The sequence below is a fragment of the Acidovorax sp. 35-64-16 genome, assembly GCF_002281195.1.
In the GTDB taxonomy this organism is placed as follows: Bacteria; Pseudomonadota; Gammaproteobacteria; order Burkholderiales; family Burkholderiaceae_C; genus Acidovorax; species Acidovorax defluvii.
On sequence record NZ_NCFM01000042.1, the window covers coordinates 1 to 22,238 of the forward strand.

Consider the following 22,238-nt stretch of genomic DNA (forward strand, 5'->3'; position numbering starts at 1 on the left):
CCCAAAAACGTTGTGTGCCAACCCTGCATCGTGAACCTCAAAAGTGGGAGGCCACCATACCCGTTTACAAAGCGAACAGGAAAGTCAATGAAATCAACGATCTACCAACACCACCTCCGCGCCAGTGCTAGCTTTGCGTACCGTCACTTATTGCACTGAAAACGAGGAGACCCCAACCCGATAAGGTCCTGTCGAGCCCCTGGTGCCGCTGCGTGGACAGTGCCACGCTGGCATTTGGCACACCCGAAACCTGGCCAGCGCTTGGGTCACCACGGGGCAGTCCGGAGACCACCAGCGCTGGTCATCTGCGCGAGCTGCGCGCGGCGCTGACTGCGGCGACATCAAAGACCGGTCGGTTTGAAGTGTGGTTCACCCACATGTTTGTGCTGTCCGACCTGGCCGACACCAACACCGGTTCAGGTGAGGCGTTGATCCTGCGGGCGGACCGCAGTGGCAAAACAGAAGTGTTGGCGCGTCTGGCAGTTTCTGCGTAGCCAACCTACCCAGGTGCATTGGCAAGATGCAGGCAGCGCCGTAGCGCCAAAACGCTTGGGTTGTTGGCGGTCAATCCACCGGGCCGTTTGCCTACATCCAGGACGGAACCATCAACTATCCTGAAGCCACGCTGCTGTGCCGGATGCCCCGGCAGGCACCGCCCCAAGGACATGCCCATGGCAACCACGCAAAGCCCTCCCTCAACGACAACCGCCCGCAACCCCACCGCGCCACCTGCAGCCTACCCTGCGCAGCAAACAACGGCGGCCCAGCCGTCCCATGACCGCGTACGCATGGAGCTGCAGATTGACCTGAGCTATGAGGTGGACCAATACGGTGCGGACTTTGTGTTCAACATCCACGCGGCGCAAACCCCCAACCAGTCGGTGAGCGCAGAGCGATTGGTCATCAACCAGCCCATTGCACACCAGGTGCACACCGACCCGGCGACCGGCAATCGGTACCTGCGGCTTCATGGCGAACCCGGCACGTTGGAGCTGTCGTATTCGGCAACCGTAGACATCAACCATTACCGCATCGACCCCACTCAACTGGCAGAAGTCCCCGTACGCCGACTGCCGCAAGAGGTGATGGGTTACATCTACCCCAGCCGCTACTGCCAATCCGACCGATTGCTGCGCCTTGCGACCAACGAGTTCGGGGCGCTTTGGCAGGGGCACAGCCGCGTACAGGCCATCTGCGACTGGGTGCAGAAGCACGTGGCGTTCACGTCCAACACATCCAACTCGAACACCTCGGCGGTAGACACCCTGGTCGAGCAAGTCGGCGTGTGCCGCGACTTTGCCCATTTGATGATTGCCTTGTGCCGCGCCATCAACATACCGGCCCGTTTCACCACAGGCACAGACTTTGGCGCCGACCCGGCACTCGGCCCACCCGACTTTCATGCGTACGTCGAGGTGTACCTGGGCGACCGCTGGTACATCTTTGACCCTTCGGGCACAGCCATTCCCATGGGCTTGCTGCGTTTTGGCGTGGGTCGCGATGCGGCAGATGTTGCGTTTGCCACCATCTTTGGCGGCGTTTGGGCCAAACCGCCCGTCATCCGCACCAGAGCCATTCAAGACGCTGCCCGTGGTTTTGAGTTGCCTCGCCATTGCACGCAGGCGCTGTCTACCGACCACGGTGCGGGCGTCGCCGCAGGTTTTATAGCGCCGTAAAGGGCAGCCAAAAGACGGGCCAACCGTTCAACAACCCGGGTGTGGCCTAATATCACTCTTTTTTCCACTATCTCAGAGACCTACCATGGGCAACAAGATCGTCACCGAAGCAGACCGCAAGCACACCCCCCAACCCAAGCCCCTGCCCGGTTTCAGCCTGCGCACTGCAGGCCGTGGCCAGCGCGTGAGCCTGGAGCGCGGTGTTGCAACCCGCAGCAAGAAGAACCCTGGCAAGCGCTCCAAGAAGGGCGGCTGATCGCCAGATCGCCACGGGCTGGCTGCGGTCGGCCCCTGCAAAAAAGCCCTCGCGAGAGGGCTTTTTTTGCTTGGTGCGCCACGCTGGCACGGGCATGGACCCGGTCACGCGGGCATCAGGCTATGTCCTCGCGGGCCCTGCAACAGCGCCTAAGATGCGCGCATGATCACCGTCCACCACCTTGAAACCTCGCGCTCGCAGCGCGTCCTCTGGCTGCTCGAAGAACTGGGCCTGTCCTACGAGCTCAAGATCTACCAGCGCGACAAGGCCACCAAACTGGCCCCGCCCGCGCTCAAGAAGATCCATCCGCTAGGCAAGTCGCCCGTGATCACCGATGGCGATGAAGTGATCGCCGAGTCCGGCGCGATCATCGAATACTTGGTGGAAACCTACGGCGCGCAGGCAAGTGGTGATCTAGCCCATCTGCAACCCGCACCGCGCACGCCGGAGTACCGCCAGTGCCGATTCTGGATGCACTACGCCGAAGGCTCGCTCATGAACTGGCTGGTGATGAAACTGGTGTTCATGACCATCCCCACCCAGCCCATGCCATTCTTTGTCAAGCCGATTGCCAAGGCGCTGTGCGACAAGGTGCAAGAAAAGGTGATTGACCCGAACGTGAACACCGCGCTCGACTTCATGGAAAAACACCTGGGCCCGCACCGCTGGTTTGCGGGTGAGTACCTCACCATGGCGGATTTTCAGATGAGCTTTGCGGTGGAGGCCGCCCTGTCACGCGCCAGCAAGGCCGGTGCGTGCCCCAACCTGCAGGCCTACAAACAGCGCATGGAGGCGCGTCCCGCCTACCAGCGCGGCATTGCCAAGGGTGGCCCGGTGGTGATGTCGGCCTGAGCACTGCCTGCAACAAAGACATGCAGGGGCGCATCGCCACCTACTCCGTGCTTTTTGTGTGCATGGGCAACATCTGCCGCAGCCCCACGGCCCACGGCGTGTTCCGGCACAAAGTGGTTCACAGTGGTTTGGCCGACCAGGTGCGCGTGGACTCGGCGGGTACGCACAACTACCACCCCGGCAAGGCGCCGGATGACCGCAGCCAACGCCACGCTGCGCAACGGGGCTACGACCTGTCCAACCTGCGCGCACGGCAGATGCTGACCAGGGACTTTGGGCAGCACGACCTGATCCTGGCCATGGACTGGGACAACCTTGCATTGGCGCAAGACCTTTGCCCGCCCGAACACGCCCACAAGCTGCGCCGCATGACCGAGTTCTGCCAACAGTTCGACAGCCCCGTGGTGCCCGACCCGTACTACGGCGGGGCCACCGGGTTTGAAGAGGTGCTGGACCTGGTGGAAGACGCCTGCGAAGGGCTGCTGCACCACGTACGGCAACAGTTATTTTTGCGCGGCAAACCGCGGGCCCAGCCGCTGTAGAACTAAGCCGCGCGCACCCCACACACCAGCACACCCGGCTCGTTGTGCGCCAGCTCCCGGTCATTCTTGGCCTGGGCCACTTCCATGTCGCGCGGCAGGGTCACGCCGTTTTTGACGGCCAGAATTTCCGCCATCACGCTCACCGCAATCTCGGGCGGTGTCTTGCTGCCGATGTAGATGCCAATCGGCCCCCGCAGGCGCGCCAGGCTTTCCTCGGTCTGGTCGAAATGTTCGATCATGCGGGCGCGGCGCGCCTCGTTGTTGCGGCGCGATCCGATGCCGCCCACATAGAACGCGTCGGTGTTGAGCGCCTCCAGCAGCGCCAGGTCATCGAGCTTGGGGTCGTGTGTGAGGGCCACCACGCAACTGCGCCGGTCAGGCTTGAAGGCCAACACCACATCGTCGGGCATGTCACTCACCACCGCGGCGGCGGGCACGTTCCAGCTGCCACGGTATTCCTCGCGCGGGTCGCACACCGTCACCGCAAAGCCGTTGAACAAGGCCATGGTGGCCAGGTACTCGGTGAGCTGCCCCGCGCCGATGAGCAGCATGCGGTACTCGGGCCCGAAGGTGTTGGTGAGCTGCAGTGCATCCACCACCAGGTCTTCAGGCGCCTGGGTGGGCGCCAAGGTCACGGCGCCATCGGACAGGCGCACGGTGCGCTGCACCAGGCGCCCGGCGGCCAGCTGGGCAATCAACTCGGCCAGCAGGGTGGGGTCGGGGTCGTATTCGAGCAGCAGCTCCAGCGTGCCACCGCAGGGCAGGCCAAAGCGATGGGCTTCGTCGGCGCTGATGCCGTATTTGACGAACGATGGCGGCCCGCTGGGGATGCGGTGGTGTGTACTGTCTGCCGCCGCGCCCGCCTGCGCATAGGCGCGGGTGTGGCGGTCGATCAGGTCGTCCTCGATGCACCCGCCCGACACCGAACCCACCACAGCGCCGTCTTCGCACAGCGCCATGATCGAGCCCACGGGCCGGGGCGACGATCCCCACGTGCGCACCACCGTGGCCAGCAGCGCGCGGCGCCCTGCGGCCCGCCAGCCCTGCAGCGTGCGCAGTACGACGACGTCCAAATTTTCCATGACTCACTTCCTTCCGGTACCCATAGCACTCAGCCCCGATTGAACCACCAGGCCAGCAATACTAGGGCCGCCACGCCAACACCCCACACCCACACGGGGATACCCGCACCCTGGGTGGCGCTGCCCCCGTCCACTGTGCCTGGCTCGGTGATGGCATCGGCACCGGCCGCTGCATCTGCAGGGGGGGCTTCAGCGCGCGGAAAGCGGCGCTGCATCTCGTCATCAAACCGCTTGAAGAAGTCTTCGGCCATGCTTTTGGCGGCGCCGTCGATGAGGCGCTGGCCCAGCTGCGCGATCTTGCCGCCCACCGAGGCGTGCACGGTGTAGTGCAGCTCGCAGCTGGCCTGCCCGGCCGCATCGGCGGGCAGCGGCACCAGCTTGACCTGGGCATTGCCCTTGCCAAAGCCCGCCACGCCACCGGAGCCGTCAAAGGCAATGTTGTAGCTCTCGGGCGGCACGATGTCGGACAGCGTGATCTTGCCCGCGAACTTGGCGGACACGGGCCCGATCTTGAGCGCCATGGCCACCGAGTACTGGTTCTCGCCCGTGGGCTCGACCTTGTCGCAGCCGGGAATGCACAGCTTGAGCACCTCGGGGTCGTTGAGTGCCTCCCAGGCCTGTTGCTGGCTGACGGCAAGGGTTCGGCTGGCTTGCATTTCCATGGTGGGTTCCTTATGTTGTCTGGTTATTTCTGAAATCGGTCACTGCCGCAGCACGGCCGCCAGGCTGGCGGCCAGATCCTGCAGACGGCTCAGGTTGTGCACGGCCACCATGCCATGGGCCTGGCGGTGCAGCTCGGCTGCGCCGCGTGCCGTAGGGGCGTAGCCCTCAAATCGCAGCAGCGGGTTGAGCCACAGCAGCCGGCCACAGTGGCGGCGCAGCCAGCCCAGCTCCTGCGCCAGCACCTCGGGCGTGCCTGTGTCCAGCCCGTCGCTGATCAGCAGCACCAGCGTGCGCCGCCCCACCAGCCGCCGGGCATGTTGCAAACGCAGCTGCGCCAGGCTGTCGCCCATGCGGGTGCCGCCTGCAAAGTCGTTGATGGAATGGCTGGCCATCTGCAGCATGGCGTCAGTGTCGGCCAGGCGAAAGGCTGGTGTGAGGTCGGTCAGGCCGGTGCCAAACGCAAACACGTCGCGGCGCACGGCCCCACCTGCAGCGCCGGTGTGACGCGGTGCGGTCGCGGCGTGTAAAAACGCCAGCAGCAGCCGCGCGTAGCGCTCCATCGACCCCGACACATCCACCAGCACCAGCAGCGGCAGCGGTTGCTGGCGCCGCTGCAGCAGCGGGATGCGCAACACCTCGCCCCCATTGCGCGCCGCATGGTGCATGGCGCCAGGCCAGTGCGGGCGGCTGCCGCGCACACCGGGCCGGGTGCGGCGGGCTGCATAGCGCGGCAGGGGCAAGGGCACCTCGCGCGCCAGGCGCTCCACCAGCAGGTATTCGCTGGCCGAAAGCTGATTGAAGTCGGCGTGGCGCAGGCGCTGCAGGTCGCTGGCCGTCATGGCGGCGTCGAAATCGATCTTCTCTTCCTCGCGCGGCGGGGGCGCGTTGCGCGCGGCACGCACGGGGGCCAGGGCCTCGCTCACGCGCGGGCGGCGCTTGGCGGGCTCTGCCTTGGATTCGGCGCTGGGCAGCATCTGCGCCAGCAGCTTTTGCGCCACGTTGGGGTTGCGAAAGTACGCGTCAAACAGCTCGCGGAACACCAAACGGTCTTGCTCGCGGCTGACCAGCACGGCCTCCAATGCAGCGCTGAAATCCTCACGCCCTACGCCTACCAGCATCACGGCCTGCTGGGCCAGCGCCATGCGGGCGGCATCCACGGGCACACCTGCACGGCGCAGGGTACGGCCAAAGCCGCTCAGGTTGTCTGCCAGCTTGCCGGTGCGGGCGTCGCCCAGTTGGGAGAACGTCTTGCCCTCAGCCATGGCGCGAGCCTTCACGCATCCGTCTCGGCAGGCTGCAGCAGCTGCACCGCCATGTCGCGCGTGAGCGCCGCCACATCCTCGCGCTGCTTGAACAGGATGCCTGCGGTGTCAGACACCACTTCGGGGTCCACCACGATGGTGTCGAGCGCGACCAGCGCCTTGGCCCACTCCACACTTTCGGCGATGCCTGGCGCGCGCTGGAAGGCGTTGGCAAACGGCTGGCTGCGCAGGCGGCCCACAAAATCCGCCACCTGGGTGGCCAAGGCCGCGCTGGCATCCGGCACCTGGGCGCGCACGATGGCCAGTTCGCGCTCGCGGTCGGGGTAGTCCAGCCAGTGGTACAGGCAGCGGCGCTTGACGGCGTCGTGCAGGTCGCGCGTGCGGTTGCTGGTGAGGAGGGTGACCGGCGTGGCCGTGGCGCGCACGGTGCCGATCTCGGGAATGCTCACCTGGTACTCGCCCAGGTATTCGAGCAAAAACGCCTCGAAGGGCTCATCGGCGCGGTCCACCTCGTCGATCAGCAGCACTGCACCAGGCGCTGGCGCCTGCAGGGCTTGCAGCAGCGGGCGACGAATAAGGAAGCGGTCCTGGTACACCTCGCGCTCGACCTGCGCCATGTCGGCACTGCCTTTGCCTTCCGCGGCACGCATATGCAACAACTGGGCGGCGTAGTTCCATTCGTACAGTGCCTCGCGCTGCTCCAGTCCGTCGTAGCACTGCAGGCGGATCAGACTGCGCTCAAGCACCTCGCCCAAGGCCTTAGCCAGCGCCGTCTTGCCAACACCAGGCTCACCCTCCAGCAGCAGCGGGCGCTGCAGCTTGAGCGCCAGGAACACAGCCGTGGCCAGCCGCCGGTCAGCAAAGTAGCCCACGCCCTGCAAGGCCAACACCAGGGCGTCGATGGAGGACAGCGCGGGCGCAGTCATGGGCGCAGGAGGGGAAACGTTCATTACTATGTTTTTTATAGCTACTAGCGCTTGATAAATAAGCGCTAGAGGCCAATTTCATTCAAAAATTAACTTTGCATGCCACCCAAGGTGATTGCAACTGGCCTAGCCGCCCCATAGGTCGGGCTAGCCCGCAGGGCGTAATCCGACACCCGCGGAACGAGTGGCGCAGCAATGTCGGCTTACGCTGCGCTCACCCGACCTGCGGATCTCAACCCAGCATCTGCGCCACGGCCCTTTGCGTCTGCACGCTGATCAGGTTGGCGCGATACGCCGCGCTGGCATGAATATCAGCGTTCAGGTCGCTCGCATCAATCTTCACCGCCGCAGCGGACTGCGCCGTAAAGCTCTGGTTCAGCGCTGCCTCCAGCCCCGCATGCCGGAACACGCTGCTGGCAGCGCCCGTGATAGCCACGCGCACGCCGCCATCGGTCTGCGCTACAAACACGCCCACCAGGGAGAAGCGCGACGCCGCCTGCTTGAACTTGAGGTAGGCCGCACGCTTCGGGATGGGGAAGCGGATGGCGGTGATGATCTCGCCCTCTTCCAGCGCCGTGGTGTACATGCCCACAAAGAAATCATCCGCCTTGATTTCACGCTGGTTGGTGATGACCGTAGCGCCCAGGCCCAGCACGGCGCTGGGGTAGCAGGCGGCCGGGTCGTTGTTGGCCACCGAACCACCCAGCGTGCCGCGTGCGCGCACCTGGCGGTCGCCGATGTGCGCGGCCAGGTCGGCCAGTGCGGGGATGGCGGCCTTGACATCGGCGCTGTTGGCCACGTCCATGTGGCGCGTCATGGCGCCGATGACCAGCGCGTTGCCCTCGCGGCGGATGCCCGCCAGCTCGGGGATGTTGTTGAGGTCAACGATCTTCTCGGGGTTGGCCAGGCGCAGCCGCATCGACGGCAGCAGGCTTTGGCCACCGGCCAGCAGCTTGCCGCCCTGGGCGATGAGCTGTGCAGCGGCGGCGGTGGAGGAGGGATTTTCAAAGGTGAATGCGTACATGCTGGTTCTCCTCAGGCTTTGGCACTCTGAATCGCTTCCCACACACGGTGTGGCGATGCGGGCATGTCGAACTCTTTAACCCCCAGCGGGCGCAGGGCATCCAGCACCGCATTGATCACCGCCGGTGGAGAGCCAATGGCCCCCGCCTCGCCGCAGCCTTTGGTACCCAGCGGGTTGTGCGTGCAGGGGGTACACACATGGCCCAGCTTGAACTCGGGGAAGTCATCGGCACGCGGCATGGCGTAGTCCATGAAGCTGCCGGTGAGCAGCTGGCCGGTTTCGCGGTCGTACACGCAGTTTTCCATCAGCGCCTGGCCGATGCCTTGCACCAGGCCGCCATGCACCTGACCCTCCACGATCATGGGGTTGATGATGGTGCCGAAGTCGTCCACGGCCGTGAACTTGTCCACGCGCGTGCTGCCAGTGGCCGGGTCAATCTCCACCTCGCAGATGTAGGTGCCCGCGGGGAAGGTGAAGTTGGTCGGGTCGTAGAACGCGGTTTCGTTCAGGCCCGGCTCCAGCACATCCAGCGGGTAGTTGTGCGGCACATAGGCCGCCAGCGACACCTGGCCGAACGGGACCTTCTTGTCGGTGCCTCGCACCGTGAATTCGCCGTTGGCAAAGTCGATATCGGCGTCGCTCGCTTCCATCAGGTGCGCGGCAATCTTCTTGGCCTTGGCCTCGATCTTGTCCAGCGCCTTCATGATGGCCGCGCCGCCCACGCTGATGGAGCGCGACCCATAAGTGCCCATGCCAAACGGCACGCGGCCCGTGTCGCCGTGCACGATGTCCACGTTCTCCACCGGGATGCCCAGGCGCGCGGCCACCACCTGCGCAAAGGTCGTCTCGTGCCCCTGGCCATGGCTGTGCGAGCCGGTGAACACCGTCACGCTGCCCGTGGGGTGCACGCGCACCTCGCCGCATTCAAACAGACCTGCGCGCGCGCCCAAGGCCCCGGCGATGTTCGACGGCGCAATGCCGCAGGCCTCGATGTACGACGAATAGCCGATGCCCCGCAGCAACCCCTTGGCAGCGCTGGCAGCCTTGCGCTGCTCAAACCCGGCCACATCGGCCAGTTTGTTGGCGCCATCCATGCAGGCGTTGAAGTCGCCCGTGTCGTACTGCAGCGCCACGGGCGTCTGGTACGGAAATGTCGTGATGAAGTTGCGGCGGCGGATCTCGTCCTGCGGCAGTCCCATCTCCCACGCGCAGCGGGTGACCAGGCGCTCCACCAGGTAGGTGGCCTCAGGACGGCCTGCGCCCCGGTAGGCGTCCACCGGTGCGGTGTGGGTGAACCATGAATCCACCTCCGCATACACCTGGGGCGTGCTGTACTGGCCCGCCAGCAGCGTGGCGTACAGGATGGTGGGCACGGCGCTGGCAAAGGTGCTCAGATACGCGCCCACGTTGGCGTGGGTGTGTACCCGCATGGCCAAAAACTTGCCATCTTTGTCCATCGCCATTTCGGCATGGCTCACGTGGTCGCGGCCATGCGCGTCCGACACAAAGGACTCGCTGCGGTCGGCCACCCACTTGATGTTGCGGTTGAGCTTTTTGGAGGCCCAGGTCAGGCACACGTCCTCAGCGTACAGATAGATCTTGGAGCCGAAGCCACCGCCCACGTCAGGCGCAATCACGCGCACCTTGTGCTCGGGCAGGCCCATCACAAACGCCGTCATCAGCAGGCGCTCGACGTGCGGGTTCTGGTTGCTGACGTACAGCGTGTATTCGTCGCTCGCACGGTTGTAGCTGCCGATGGCGGCACGCGGTTCCATGGCGTTGGGGATCAGGCGGTTGTTGATCAGGTCGAGCTGGGTGACGTGCGCCGCATTGGCAAACGCTGCGTCCACACCACCCTTGTCGCCGATGGCCCACTTGAAGCAGTGGTTGTCGGGCGCGATGTCGTGCAGCGCCGCACCGGCCACGGCACCCGATGCGGCGTCGGCCACATTGACCACGGCGGGCAGCACGTCATAGTCCACCTCCACCAGCTCGGCCGCATCGCGCGCCTGCTGCTGGGTCAGCGCCACCACCATGGCCACATGGTCGCCCACATAGCGCACCTTGCCCTGGGCCAGGATGGGGTGCGGCGGCTCCTTCATGGGTTCGCCGTTGGTGCTGGTGATGAGCCAGCCACAAGGCAGGCCGTTGATGTTGTCTGCAGCCACATCGGCACCGGTGAACACCCCCAGCACGCCGGGCGCGGCCTTGGCGGCGTCAATGTTGATGCCGTTGATCTTGGCGTGGGCGTGCGGCGAGCGCACGAACACGGCATGGCTTTGCGCGGCCAGCACCACGTCGTCGGTGTACTGGCCTGCGCCGGTCAGGAAGCGGTAGTCTTCCTTGCGCTTGAGCGATTCGCCGATGTGCGGCAGCTTGGAAAAGTCGGATGCACCCATGGTCTTGTCTCCTTGGATTGTTCTGGCGTGGGGACTGTGGGCGCGCTCAGGCGCCGGCCATGGCCTTCTGGCCGACCTGCACTGCGCGCACGATGTTCTGGTAGCCGGTACAGCGGCAGATGTTGCCTTCGAGCAGCTCGCGGATCTCGCCTTCGCTGGCGTTGGGGTGGCTGTTGCACAGGTCCACCGCGCTCATCACCATGCCCGGCGTGCAGAAGCCGCACTGCAGGCCATGGCACTCCTTGAACGCCGCCTGCATGGGGTGCATGGTGCCGTCTTCCGACGCCATGCCTTCGATGGTGAGGATGTCGGCGCCCTGCGCCTGCGCGGCCAGCATGGCGCAGGACTTCACAGCCCGACCGTTCACATGCACCGTGCACGCCCCGCACTGGCTGGTGTCGCAACCCACATGGGTGCCGGTGAGCATGAGGTGCTCTCGCAGCGCATGGACAAGCAGGGTATTGGGAGGGACATCAACACTGGCAGCGCGCCCGTTGACCGTGAACTGTACTTGCATCTGGCTGTCTCCTGGAGTGGTTCTGGCTGGATAGGAGCGCGCTCACGACCCTGCGGAGGGGATCGAGGACACGCTCATCGCTCACGCATCTTCAGCCGGGCTCCCCGCCTCATCCTCAGGGACAACCCTTAATTTCCGGGGACCTTGGCTGGATATTCTCAAAATGAAACATGCTGCAGTGCACACCGGCGCATGATGTGAATGTTCTGGAGCCTGTTAACCATGCTGATCTCCGCGCCCCACCCCGCTGCTGACCGCCACGCGCTGATTGCGCAGGCGCGCCAGAGCCTGCTGTCCGACGGTGCAGCGCCCGTGCGCGCCGAGGTGGAGCCGTGGATTGCGCGGTCCTGGCAGCGCTGCCTGGCGCGGGGCCTGGAGCCCACGCGGCGCGTGGCGTTTGACGCCGTCAGCGCCACGGCGCTGCGCCTCAGCCAGGAGCAGCACCACCACCTGCTGCGCGCGGCCCGGCCGGTGCTGGAGCAGCTGACCCGCGCCATTGCCGGCATGCGCTACTTCGCCATGCTGACCGACGCGCGCGGCATCGTGGTCGATGTGCAGGGCCATTGCGACCGGAGCGACCCGCGCGCCAGCGCCATCGGCCGCGTAGGTATCGACCTGTCGGAAGCGGCTGTGGGCACCACCGCCATCGGTGCGGCGCTGGCCGAGCTGCAGCCGGTGTGGCTGCACCGGGGTGAACATTTCTTTGACGACAACAGCAGCTACAGCTGCGCGGGCGCACCGCTGTTCGACCCGCAGGGCCAGTGCGTGGGCATGCTGGACCTGACCGGTGTGGATGTGCCCGAGCGGCCCGAGTTGCGCCACCTCGTGGCCCGGTCGGCCCGGGCCATGGAAGACGCCCTGCTGCTGCAACTGCCCCATGCCCTGCTCCTGCGCATCAACTGGCCCGGCTGCCCCCTGGGTGGCGAAGGCGATGGCCTGCTGACACTGGATGGCGACGGTGTGGTGGTGGGCGCCAACAGCATGGCCCGCCAGTTGGTGCCCCAGCCGCTGCGCATTGCGGGTGCACCCACCCACTGCAGCGACTTGCTGGCCATGCCGTGGACGATGTTGTTCGATGCGGCCCGGCGGCACCCGGCGCAGCCGCTGGATTTACCGCTGTGGTCGGGCCTGCGCCTGCAGGCACTGGCACTGCTGCCAGCCCCCGCACGCACCCCTATCGGAGGCCCCACGGTGGCGGTAGCGCGCGCCATCCCCGGCACATCGACCGTGGCAGCCCCGCTGCGCGAAGCCGAAACCGCCTTGATCCGCCAGGCCGTGCAGGACGCCCGGGGCAACGTGGCCGAAGCGGCCCGCGCGCTGGGCATCAGCCGCGCCACGGTGTACCGCAAGCTGGGGGCTCCGAAGGGTTAGGACAGGCATCTGCGTCGAAAATATGAGCCAAAAGTGCCTCTAGCGCTTGATGGATAAGCGCTAGCAGCTATTGATTTAGTAGTATTTCATTGCCACGACAGGAAAGGGCAACCGTGCACCGCGAGGCCGACGCACCACGCTTCTCGGCGCGAATCAGCCGTCCACCAGGGCCAGCACCACGGCGTTGTCTTCCACCACCAGCTCCACCGAACTGCCCGCACGCAGCCCGCTGCCCGGCGCTGCAAACCCCACCATCTGCAAGCCCCCCGCCAGCTCGGCAGACACCTCGTCGCCCGCTTCGCCGCGCACCACGCGTGTGGCCTTGGCAGGCAAGCGGTGGGTGCCAGCAGGCGCCGCCAGGGGTGGCATGGCGGCGGTGGCAGACGCCCCGCGCTCACGGCGCTCTACCCGCACCGCCGTGGCCTTGCACAACGCCTGCACCGCTAGGCCCGGCTGCAGGCCCAGCAGCTCTGCACTTTCGAGCGTGATGCGCGACGCCAGCGCGGCGGGCTTGTCCCCCTCCGCGCCCCCCGCACCCACATCCCCCAACCCCAAGCGCAGATGCACCCACACCAACGGCCCTTGCACCACCAACCGATCCACCACACACGGCAACTGGTTGCGCATGCTGGTGCGCACCGCCAGCCGCGCCAGCGCGGGCCCTGCGTGCGGCGTGGCCTGCCAGCGCGACAGCACGGCCCCGCGCGCCTGCGCCATCGCATCGGCCGCTGCCAACAGCTGGTGCCCCGCCTCGGTCAGCTGCGCTCCGCCGCCGCCCGCCCCACCCACGGCCCGCGCGACCAACGGCGTACCCGCCAGATTGGTGAGCGTGTCCACCGCCTGCCACGCGGCCTTATAGCTAACGCCCACAGCCCGCGCAGCCTGCGAGATGGAGCCACAGGCACCGATCTGGCGCAGGATGTCGATGCGTTTGTCGGCCAGGGCATGACCCAGCGCATCCGTGAGAGAAAGAGAAACAGGCATGCGCGGATGATGCCTCAGCGCTCCCTTCACACCGCCTTCCGGCGCAGCCCCGTGACAGGCTTTGCCAGCTTCTGCTGGCGCTCCAGCGCCCCCGCAGCTGCCGCCTTCAGCAGCCGCTGAAATGAGGGGCACTGCGCATGGCTTTCGGCCGGGCAGGCTGCTGCGTGCCGCAGACCATTGCTCATCGCCTTCAAGCGTTTGACCATGGTGTCCAGTTCATCGGCCTTGGCTGCGAGCAGTTGCCGGTCGATGCTGGGCTCGCCACTGGGCAGAAACATGGCCCGGATGTCATCCAGCGAAAAACCCGCCGACTGCCCCAGCGCAATCAACGCCAGCTGATCGAGCACCCCAGGCGCAAAACGGCGGCGCTCGCCGGGCTGCCCCACCGAGCGCACCAGCCCCTTTTCCTCGTAGTAGCGCAGGGTGGAAGCGCGCAGACCCGAGCGTTTTGCCACTTCAGCAATGTCCATCAAAAACCTCTTGACTTCAAGTTGACTTGAACTTCTATATTCACTTCAAAACGTTCTTCCGTCAACTTTTCGAGGTGCTTTGATGACACTCCCACTGCAAGACATTCCCCTCGCGATGCTGATCGGCATCGGCGCCACCGCGGTCATGGACGCTTGGCTTGTGCTGCTGAAAAGCCTGGGCGTCCCCACGCTCAACTTCGCTTTCATCGGCCGCTGGGTGGGGCATCTTTTCCAAGGCCAGTTCGCCCATGTGGCCATCGCCAAGTCAGCCCCCATCCGGGGCGAACTGGCCTGGGGCTGGTTCACGCACTACGCCGTGGGCATGGTCTTCGCCACCCTGCTGGTCGGCATTCAAGGGGTGGACTGGTTGCACAGCCCCACCTTGCTGCCCGCAATGGCCTTGGGCATCTGCACCATGGCAGCGCCGCTGCTGGTGATGCAACCGGCCATGGGCGCGGGGTTTGCGGCATCGCGCACTCCCACGCCGCTCAAGAACTGCCTGCGCAGCCTGGCCAACCACACCGTTTTTGGCATCGGCCTCTATCTGTCCGCGCTCGCCATCGCACTGGTTTCGCGATGACGTCTCTTTGCGTTTTGTCTCCAGAAATCACCCCAACGGAAATCACAGCATGAAAAAAATCGCCATCATTTATCACAGCGCCCACGGGCACACCGCGCACATCGCCGCCCACGTTCTGGAGGGTGCCCAAGGCGTCCCCGGCGTGCGGGCCGAACTTTTGCAGGCGCAGGATCTGGCCCACACGCCCGACGATCTGCTGCGCTACGACGGCGTCATCCTGGGCTCGCCCACGTATCTGGGCGGCGTGTCCGGGCCGTTCAAGACCTTCATGGACGCCACGGGGCGGCTGTGGAAAACGCAACAGCTCAAGAACAAGCTTGCGGCAGGCTTCACGGTGTCGTCGCTGCCCTCGGGCGACAAGCAGTCCACGCTGCTGTCGATGTGGGTGTTTGCCATGCAGCACGGCATGGTGTGGGTGGGCAACCCCATCCTGCCCGAGCAGCACGCCGGGGTTCCGTATGACGAAGCCGCCAACCGGCTGGGCTCCTGGTCGGGCCTGATGGCGCAGGCGGGCCATGGGGCGGCAGCGGATGCGTTTGTGCCGGGAGATACCAAAACCGCCCGAATGTTCGGCCGGCATTTCGCAGAGACCTTGCAGCGCCTGGGCGGTGTGGCGGCACACCAACCCGCTGAGGCGGTGGCTGCATGATCCCCGCCCGCTACGGCCCCGTGCTGTTCAGCTTCATCCTGTCGGGCGTGATGTCTCTCTTGGTGTCCGGCATCTCCACTTTTCGTGCCGTGCCGGTGGACCAGGGCTTTTGGGGCTTATGGGGCTTATGGGCGGGTGCATGGCTCACGGGGTGGCTGTTCGCGTTTCCAGCGGTGATGCTGGCAGCGCCGCTGGCCCGCAAAGTCGTCGCACGCATCGTGGCGGTGGATGGGTAGTCAATAAATGGCACGTGTCACACGCGTGCCTATACTCTCGCTATTCCATAAACGAATAGCGGTTTCACGCCCAGCCACCATGCCCTATCGCGCAGACCTTTTGATCCGACCCTTTGCCTGCGCTGTCATCGCAGGGGCCGCGCTGAATGTCGCCCACGCCGACACCGTTTCCGTCGCAGTGGCCGCCAACTTCACGGCACCCATGCAGAAGATCGCCGCGGCGTTCGAGGCGGACACGGGCCACAAAGCCGAGCTGTCGTTCGGCGCCACCGGCAAGTTCTACGCGCAGATCACCCACGGGGCTCCTTTCCAAATCCTGCTGGCGGCCGACGACACCACGCCCGCCAAGCTGGAGCGCGAAGGCAAGGTAGTGCCCAACTCCCGCTTCACCTATGCCATCGGCACGCTGGTACTGTGGAGCGCCAAGGAAGGCACTGTGGAAGCGCAGGGCGCCGTGCTCAAGACCGGTAACTTCAAGCACCTGGCCATCGCCAACCCCAAACTGGCGCCCTATGGCATGGCCGCCACGCAGGTCATGGACAAGCTGGGCGTAGCCGCCGCGCTGCAGCCGCGTCTGGTGCAAGGCGAGAACATTGCGCAGACCTATCAGTTCGTGGCCACCGGCAATGCGCAACTGGGTTTTGTCGCCCTGTCACAGGTGATGGTGGACGGCAAAATCAGCCAGGGCTCGGCGTGGCAAGTGCCCTCAGATATGCATGAGCCCATCCGACAGGACGCTGCCTTGCTGGAGACGGCCAAGGGCAATGCGGCTGCAGCGGCGCTGATGCAGTACCTCAAGGGCGACAAGGCCAAGGCAATCATCAAGTCCTACGGCTACAGTTTTTAATGGGCGACTGCTAAAACTCTCCTGGCGTCGTTGCTCCGTCTTGCCGTACTTTCAGTACTGTCTGCGACGGAGCGCCTAGCCAGGACCGCTGCGCTGAGTTGTATCAGCCGCCTGGAAGCGCTTCTAAATACATAAGACCCATTCAACCGCCTATGCCTTTTTCCAGCGCCGATCTCGCTGCCATTGGTCTCACGCTGCGGCTGGCGGGCACCACCATGGTGTTGTTACTGGTGTTGTGCACTCCGCTGGCCTGGTGGCTGGCGCACACGCCTTCACGCTGGCGCGGGCCGGTGTCGGCCGTGGTGGCGCTGCCGCTGGTGCTGCCGCCCACGGTCATCGGGTTTTACCTGCTGGTCACCCTGGGCCCCAACGGACCGCTGGGTCAGTTCACGCAGTGGCTGGGGCTGGGCACGCTGCCTTTCACCTTTTGGGGGCTGGTGGTGGGCTCGCTGATTTATTCGCTGCCCTTTGCCGTGCAACCGCTGCAACACGCGTTCGAGGCCATCGGCCAGCGCCCGCTGGAGGCCGCGGCCACGCTGGGCGCGGGGCCGCTGGACCGCTTCTTTACCGTGGCGCTGCCGCTGGCGCGCCCGGGCTTCATCACGGCTGCCATTCTGAGTTTTGCGCACACGGTGGGGGAGTTTGGTGTGGTGCTCATGCTGGGCGGCAACATCCCCGGCGTGACGCGTGTGGTGTCGGTGCAAATCTACGACCATGTGGAGGCGCTCGAATACACACAAGCGCACTGGCTGGCCGGGGGCATGGTGGTGTTTTCGTTTGTGGTGCTGCTGGGCCTGAACCTCAGCCGCCGCAGAGTTCCGTCGATGGTGCAGTGATGGCAGCCATCCCCCCATTCGCGCAGATCACGGCACAGCTGACCCTAGTGCGCAAGGGCTTCACGCTGGACGTCAACCTGGAGTTGCCCGGCCGTGGCGTGACTGCGCTGTTCGGCCCCTCGGGTTGCGGCAAAACCACCTGCTTGCGCGCTATTGCAGGCTTGGAACGTGCGCAACCCGGGCGTGTGGTGGTCAACGCAGACGTGTGGCAGGACGACGCGCAGCGCATCTGGCGCGCCACGCACGAGCGGGCGCTGGGCTATGTGTTCCAGGAAGCCAGCCTGTTCGATCATTTGAGCGTACGCGGCAACATCGACTACGGCCTGAAACGCACGCCCCCCGCACGCCGCAAGGTGGCGCTGGAGCAGGCGGTGGAATTGCTGGGCATCGGCCACCTGATGGACCGCAAACCAGAGGCCTTGTCGGGCGGTGAACGCCAACGTGTGGCCATGGCCCGCGCACTGGCCACCAGCCCCCGCCTGCTGCTGATGGACGAGCCCCTGGCCGCTCTGGACGCCCCGCGCAAGGCCGAGGTGCTGCCCTACCTGGAGCGGCTGCACCACAGCCTCGACATCCCCCTGCTGTACGTGAGCCATGCCATCGATGAAGTGGCACGCCTGGCCGAGCACATGGTGCTGATGCAGGAGGGCCGCGTGCTGGCCCAAGGACGCACCGATGCACTGATCGTGCGCCTGGACCTGCCCCTGGCCCATGGCGACACCGCCGCCACGGTGATTGAAGGCACGGTGCAGCAACACGATGCGCTTGACCACATCACCACGGTGGCGTTCAGCGGCGGGCAGTTGTTGCTGGTCAGCCCCACGGCGCGCGCGGCGGGAGAAATCATTCGGCTGCGGGTACAAGCCCGGGACGTCAGCCTGGCACTGACAGCACCCTGCGACAGCAGCATCCTCAACGTCTTGCCTGCCACGGTGGTGGCGCTCAGTGAAGACAGCCCCGGGCAGCTGATGGTGGCGCTGGATGTGGGGGCCACACGGCTGCTGGCGCGGGTGACCCAGCGCTCCGTACAGGCGCTGGGGCTCGTCCCTGGCAAGCGGGTGTTCGCACAGATCAAAGGCATTGCCGTCGTGAACTGAACGGCCGTTTTTGCGTGGTCGCAGCGCACGGCCCACGGGCCTTTTTGTAAGAAATAGCGCTCCCCTTCGGTCGTATGATCACCGCCAAAACAAGGGTGGGAGTGTGTGGACATGGTTTCAATCTGGCAGGACGCTACGCAGGCGTTCGGGGTGGCGTTCCCGCCACTGCTTCAGAGTCTGTTGTTCTGGGTGTTCGCCTCCCTGGTGGTACATGTGTGCCAGCGGTTGGTGGAACACACGGCCTATTCGGTAGACCCCTCCAGTCGGCGCATCAGCGCGTCGCACGCGGCACTGTGTATTGGCTGCATCGTGTGGGCGCTGGATGTGGTGGGCCTCTTCATGTATGCAGAGCTGGCGCACCATGTGCTGGAGCTGGTGCCCGCGCTCAGCGGTCTGCTCATCATGGCCATCAGCGCGCGTTTCACCATTCCCACGCTCAGCACCAGCGCCAGCAAACGGCGCATTGTGTCTGCCGGGGTGTGGCTGGCCGCGGGCATGTTGGCCGCGCACTTCACGGTCACACGCGGCCATGTGCACAGCTTTGCGCAGGTGAACTGGCTGGCCATTGTGTTGTCCATGGCCACGGCCGTGGGCTTGGCCACCTACACCTCGGTGCGCCACCGCTCGGCCAAGCTCAGCGTGCTCACGCCGCACTTCAGGCAGCAATCCTGGCAAGACAAGCTGCTGTGTGGCGCCGCCATCTTGTTGCTGCACTGGCTGCTGGTCAACACCTTTCCCCTGCAACTGGGTGACCCGAAAGGCGAATCGGACGGCATCGCGCTCATGGTCATCGTGCTGGTGTTTGCCATCGCGGTGTCCATGGAGCAGCTGAGCAACATGCGGTGGGACGCTGGCCGCCAGCAGCTGCTGCGCCGGGGGCTGTCGATGATGCGGGTGTCCAACATGTCGCAGACCGCCGAGCGCGACATGGAGCTGTCCCTCATTGCCGACCACTTGCACACGCTGCTGCAGCCGCACCGCCTGGCGCTGCACTTTCAGCCCATTGTGGATTTCGAGCGGCGCGGCGTGCAGTTTGAGGCGCTGCTGCGCCTCACGGACAAAACACTGGGCAACATCAACCCAGAAACCTTTTTGCTGGTGTGCGAGCTGCAGGGCAAAACCGCCGAGGTAGACCGCATGATCTTGCGCAACGCGCTCGATTGCGTGCAAGCATGGAAAACAGCGGGCCTGCATGACGCATCGATCAGCGTGAACGTGGCGCCCGTCACGCTGCTGGACGACCACTTTGCGCCTTGGCTGCGCGACGAACTGGCCCAGCGGGCGCTGCCCGCCCGCATGCTGAAGCTGGAGATGACGGAGCACGCCATCATTGCCCTGGGTTCGCAGATGGTGGCCGCCATCCACGACCTCAGCGCCATGGGCGTGGCTGTGCTGATGGATGACTTTGGCGCAGGGTATTCCTCGCTGGGCATGCTGGCCGATCTGCCGATTGCAGGCATCAAGTGTGACCGCCTGTTTGTGCGCCAGCTCGCGCAAGACCGGCGTCGGCAGTCGCTGCTGCGGCATGTGGCTGCGCTGGCGCAGGAGTTTGGTTTGTCGGTGGTGGTCGAAGGCGTCGAGACCGTGGAAGAACTGCAAACCCTGGCGTCCGTGGGGCTGCACAGCATTCAGGGCTATGTGTTCAGCCGACCCATGCCGGCCCGTGAGGTTCCGCAATGGCACCGCACGCAGATGCCCGCCCAACGCGCAGCGCTGCAGGCCACACCGCACGCGCCCCGCACGGCACAGACGAGCCACGCAGTACACGCGCCCGCCCTGCCCCCCGTGCCCTGGGCGCCCCGCGCCTGACCCACCACCACCCGACTTCCGACATCTGTGACAACCCTCAAAACACTGGTCCTTGGTGGCTATGGCAACTTTGGCACCCGCATCTGCCGCGGCCTGGCGGGCGACCCCGCCAGCCACCACCCCATTGCGCTGCTGGTGGCGGGCCGGGATGCCAGCCGCGCCCAAGCGCTGGCCGCCACACTGCACCACGGCGCACAAGGTGTTGCGCTGGACCACCAGGCCCCGGGCCTGGCAGACCGGCTGCGCTCGCTGGATGTGGGCCTGGTGATTCACACGGCGGGGCCGTTTCAGGCACAGGCCTATGGTGTGGCGCAGGCCGCTGCCGAGGCCGGTGCGCACTACATCGACCTGGCCGATGGCCGCCGGTTTGTGTGCGACTTCCCGGCCGCCCTGCATGCGCATTTCGTGGCAGCGCAGCGCACGGCCATCACCGGTGCCAGCACCGTGCCAGCGCTGTCGTCTGCCGTGGTGGACCATCTGTGCGCAGGCTGGCAACACATCGACAGTGTGGACATTTGCATTGCCCCCGCACAACGCGCGCCCCGCGGGCAGGCCACCCTGGCAGCCGTGCTGAGTTACTGCGGTCTGCCGATCAACGTGTGGCAAGACGGCCGCTGGCAGCCACAACGCGGCTGGGCGCGGCCCACCCGGGTGCACTTCCACCGGCTGCGGCCCCGATTGGGCGCGGTGTGCGACATCCCGGATCTGGAGCTGTTTCCCGCGCACTACCGCGCCCGCGACCGCGTGACCTTCCGCGCTGCGCTAGAGGTAGGGCTGGCACAACGTAGCTTTGCCGCCATCGCCGCGCTGCGCCACTGGGGCGTGCTGCCACACCCCGAAAAGCTGGCCGCGCTGATGCACCACACCGGTGGCGTGCTGGACTTCATGGGCACCGGGCTGGGGGGCATGGTGGTGCGTGTAGCAGGCACCGATGCGCAGGGCCAGCCACGGCGCCGCGCCTGGCACATTGCAGCCGACAACGACCACGGCCCCGAAATCCCGTGCATGGCAGCGGTCCTGCTGGCGCGGCAACTGGCCGCCGGGCAGGCTTTGCCCATTGGCGCGCACACCAGCACCAGCCAGTTGCCCATTTCGGCGTTTGCGCCCGAGTTCGCCCGATGGGGCATGGTGACGGATACGCTGGAGGAAGCGGTGTAATGCATCAAACAACGACAAATCCTCCAACACCATGAACCCCGCCGCCCGCCAACTGCTGCGATTGAGCCTCGTGTTTGTGTGGCTGGCCACGGCCATCGTCAGCGTGGTGGAGCTGCGCGGGCAAAGCCGCGACTTGCTGGTCAGCCTGCCCACCGCCTGGAGCGATCCGCACCTGGCCACCGCCCTCATCCTCAGCGGCGCCGCAGCCAACGCCCTGCTGGGGCTGTGGGTGGCCTGGCGACCCGGCCGCGCCGCCTACTGGGCTGCATTGGTATTGCTGGGTGTGACGACCCTGCTGGCCACCTTTGTCGACCCGGCCTGGTGGCTGCACCCGCTGGGCCCGCTGACCAAGAACCTGCCGATGGCGGCCATCTTGCTGGTGCTGCTGCAAGACGAAGCCCGCGCGCAGCCATGAGCCTGCACTGTTCGCTCAGCTAGCCGCACACGCACACCCATCGTCGCGCCCGGCAACAGAGGGGCATGGCCAAAAACTCTCCCGGCACTTCTGCCGGTCAGGGCGCCCCAAACCCCAGCCGCTGCAACACCGCTTGCGCCGCAGGCTCCTGCAATGCCCGGGCAAATGCCTGCGCGGCGGCGGGTGCACCGGAGCGCACGGTCAGCCCATAGGCAGCCCCCACTTGCAACGACGCGGGCAACTGCACGACGCGCAAACGGGGCACCTCGGCCTTCGCGGCGACGGCATTGGTGCAGTAGGTCAAAAACACATCGGCCTGGCGTTGGTCCATGACCCAGGCGTAGGTGCCCTGGCCTGCGGGAGGTTTGGGGGAATCGGCACCGCCCGTCAACTTCAAGGCCTTGGCATCCAGCAACGCATAGGCGCCGGGCTGCACGGCATCGGCCCTGCGAAACATCGCCCAGGCGTAGTCGCCCGAGGGGTCGGCCTTGGGGTCTCCTCGTTTTCAGTGCAATAAGTGACGGTACGAAAAGCTAGCACTGGCGCGGAGGTGGTGTTGGTAGATCGTTGATTTCATTGACTTTCCT

Annotated in this window: 23 protein-coding genes and 1 pseudogene; 14 read left to right on the plus strand and 10 right to left on the minus strand. The window is 65.6% G+C overall.

Features of this window, described 5'->3' with window-relative positions; genetic code table 11:
• Positions 1-788 precede the first annotated feature (788 nt).
• From B7Y64_RS16800 to B7Y64_RS16815, 4 genes are all read left to right on the plus strand, one after another.
• A complete protein-coding gene (locus B7Y64_RS16800; RefSeq protein ID WP_291324666.1) occupies positions 789-1,676 on the plus strand; it encodes a transglutaminase family protein in 888 nt (295 codons plus the stop codon).
• Between the two features lie 85 nt (positions 1,677-1,761).
• Entirely contained in the window at positions 1,762-1,932 is a 171-nt protein-coding gene (locus B7Y64_RS16805) for a hypothetical protein (RefSeq protein WP_291324645.1), read from the plus strand.
• A gap of 162 nt (positions 1,933-2,094) precedes the next feature.
• The gene (locus B7Y64_RS16810) at positions 2,095-2,784 is read left to right on the plus strand and encodes a glutathione S-transferase (RefSeq protein ID WP_291324646.1); all 690 of its coding nucleotides are present in this window, start codon (positions 2,095-2,097) and stop codon (positions 2,782-2,784) included.
• Positions 2,785-2,804: 20 nt separating this feature from the next.
• A complete protein-coding gene (locus B7Y64_RS16815) occupies positions 2,805-3,326 on the plus strand; it encodes a low molecular weight protein-tyrosine-phosphatase (protein WP_291324647.1) in 522 nt (173 codons plus the stop codon).
• Positions 3,327-3,328: 2 nt separating this feature from the next.
• On the opposite strand, the gene B7Y64_RS16820 is transcribed toward B7Y64_RS16815, so the two are convergent.
• The 7 genes from B7Y64_RS16820 to B7Y64_RS16850 all read right to left on the minus strand — a co-directional run bounded on the left by B7Y64_RS16820 (position 3,329) and on the right by B7Y64_RS16850 (position 11,199).
• Positions 3,329-4,408: an XdhC family protein gene (locus B7Y64_RS16820; RefSeq protein WP_291324648.1), complete on the minus strand. Its 1,080-nt coding sequence runs from the start codon at positions 4,406-4,408 to the stop codon at positions 3,329-3,331.
• Between the two features lie 29 nt (positions 4,409-4,437).
• Positions 4,438-5,070, minus strand: a complete 633-nt coding sequence (locus B7Y64_RS16825) for a CoxG family protein (RefSeq protein ID WP_291324649.1) — start codon at positions 5,068-5,070, stop codon at positions 4,438-4,440.
• A gap of 39 nt (positions 5,071-5,109) precedes the next feature.
• Positions 5,110-6,333, minus strand: coding sequence for a VWA domain-containing protein (locus tag B7Y64_RS16830; protein ID WP_291324650.1), 1,224 nt, complete (start codon positions 6,331-6,333; stop codon positions 5,110-5,112).
• Between the two features lie 11 nt (positions 6,334-6,344).
• Positions 6,345-7,259: a MoxR family ATPase gene (locus tag B7Y64_RS16835; protein WP_291324667.1), complete on the minus strand. Its 915-nt coding sequence runs from the start codon at positions 7,257-7,259 to the stop codon at positions 6,345-6,347.
• 232 nt (positions 7,260-7,491) lie between these two features.
• Positions 7,492-8,283 (minus strand): xanthine dehydrogenase family protein subunit M, encoded by a 792-nt coding sequence (locus B7Y64_RS16840; RefSeq protein WP_291324651.1) that lies wholly within the window; start codon positions 8,281-8,283, stop codon positions 7,492-7,494.
• Between the two features lie 11 nt (positions 8,284-8,294).
• Entirely contained in the window at positions 8,295-10,682 is a 2,388-nt protein-coding gene (locus B7Y64_RS16845; RefSeq protein WP_291324652.1) for a xanthine dehydrogenase family protein molybdopterin-binding subunit, read from the minus strand.
• A 46-nt stretch (positions 10,683-10,728) separates the two neighbouring features.
• Positions 10,729-11,199: a (2Fe-2S)-binding protein gene (locus B7Y64_RS16850; protein WP_291324653.1), complete on the minus strand. Its 471-nt coding sequence runs from the start codon at positions 11,197-11,199 to the stop codon at positions 10,729-10,731.
• 222 nt (positions 11,200-11,421) lie between these two features.
• Here B7Y64_RS16850 and B7Y64_RS16855 point away from each other — a divergent pair, with 222 nt between their 5' ends.
• Positions 11,422-12,570 carry a helix-turn-helix domain-containing protein gene (locus B7Y64_RS16855; protein WP_291324654.1) on the plus strand — a complete coding sequence of 383 codons (1,149 nt, stop codon included), beginning with the start codon at positions 11,422-11,424 and terminating at the stop codon, positions 12,568-12,570.
• A gap of 153 nt (positions 12,571-12,723) precedes the next feature.
• Here B7Y64_RS16855 and B7Y64_RS16860 read toward each other — a convergent pair whose 3' ends face one another.
• Positions 12,724-13,554: a TOBE domain-containing protein gene (locus tag B7Y64_RS16860; RefSeq protein WP_291324655.1), complete on the minus strand. Its 831-nt coding sequence runs from the start codon at positions 13,552-13,554 to the stop codon at positions 12,724-12,726.
• 26 nt (positions 13,555-13,580) lie between these two features.
• Positions 13,581-14,024, minus strand: a complete 444-nt coding sequence (locus tag B7Y64_RS16865) for a helix-turn-helix domain-containing protein (RefSeq protein ID WP_291324656.1) — start codon at positions 14,022-14,024, stop codon at positions 13,581-13,583.
• Positions 14,025-14,106: 82 nt separating this feature from the next.
• Here B7Y64_RS16865 and B7Y64_RS16870 point away from each other — a divergent pair, with 82 nt between their 5' ends.
• The 9 genes from B7Y64_RS16870 to B7Y64_RS16910 all read left to right on the plus strand — a co-directional run bounded on the left by B7Y64_RS16870 (position 14,107) and on the right by B7Y64_RS16910 (position 21,651).
• Positions 14,107-14,604: a DUF2938 domain-containing protein gene (locus B7Y64_RS16870; RefSeq protein WP_291324657.1), complete on the plus strand. Its 498-nt coding sequence runs from the start codon at positions 14,107-14,109 to the stop codon at positions 14,602-14,604.
• 49 nt (positions 14,605-14,653) lie between these two features.
• The gene (locus B7Y64_RS16875; RefSeq protein WP_291324658.1) at positions 14,654-15,253 is read left to right on the plus strand and encodes a flavodoxin family protein; all 600 of its coding nucleotides are present in this window, start codon (positions 14,654-14,656) and stop codon (positions 15,251-15,253) included.
• Entirely contained in the window at positions 15,250-15,489 is a 240-nt protein-coding gene (locus B7Y64_RS16880) for a DUF2798 domain-containing protein (protein ID WP_291324659.1), read from the plus strand. The genes B7Y64_RS16875 and B7Y64_RS16880 overlap by 4 nt, the downstream gene beginning before the upstream one ends.
• Positions 15,490-15,568: 79 nt before the next feature.
• Positions 15,569-16,336 (plus strand): molybdate ABC transporter substrate-binding protein, encoded by a 768-nt coding sequence (gene modA, locus B7Y64_RS16885; RefSeq protein WP_291324660.1) that lies wholly within the window; start codon positions 15,569-15,571, stop codon positions 16,334-16,336.
• A 152-nt stretch (positions 16,337-16,488) separates the two neighbouring features.
• On the plus strand, positions 16,489-17,172 hold the full coding sequence (gene modB, locus B7Y64_RS16890) for a molybdate ABC transporter permease subunit (RefSeq protein WP_291324661.1): 684 nt from the start codon (positions 16,489-16,491) through the stop codon (positions 17,170-17,172).
• Positions 17,172-18,269 carry a molybdenum ABC transporter ATP-binding protein gene (modC, locus tag B7Y64_RS16895; RefSeq protein WP_291324662.1) on the plus strand — a complete coding sequence of 366 codons (1,098 nt, stop codon included), beginning with the start codon at positions 17,172-17,174 and terminating at the stop codon, positions 18,267-18,269. Before modB ends, modC begins: the two co-directional genes overlap by 1 nt.
• A 111-nt stretch (positions 18,270-18,380) precedes the next feature.
• A complete protein-coding gene (locus B7Y64_RS16900; RefSeq protein WP_291324663.1) occupies positions 18,381-20,078 on the plus strand; it encodes an EAL domain-containing protein in 1,698 nt (565 codons plus the stop codon).
• A 27-nt stretch (positions 20,079-20,105) separates the two neighbouring features.
• Positions 20,106-21,236, plus strand: a complete 1,131-nt coding sequence (locus B7Y64_RS16905) for a saccharopine dehydrogenase NADP-binding domain-containing protein (protein ID WP_291324664.1) — start codon at positions 20,106-20,108, stop codon at positions 21,234-21,236.
• A 31-nt stretch (positions 21,237-21,267) separates the two neighbouring features.
• The gene (locus B7Y64_RS16910) at positions 21,268-21,651 is read left to right on the plus strand and encodes a DoxX-like family protein (protein ID WP_291324665.1); all 384 of its coding nucleotides are present in this window, start codon (positions 21,268-21,270) and stop codon (positions 21,649-21,651) included.
• Positions 21,652-21,748: 97 nt separating this feature from the next.
• Here the strand turns inward: B7Y64_RS16910 and B7Y64_RS16915 are convergent.
• Positions 21,749-22,138, minus strand: a pseudogene (locus tag B7Y64_RS16915) (substrate-binding domain-containing protein); the annotation flags it as partial.
• Between the last annotated feature and the right edge of the window lie 100 nt (positions 22,139-22,238).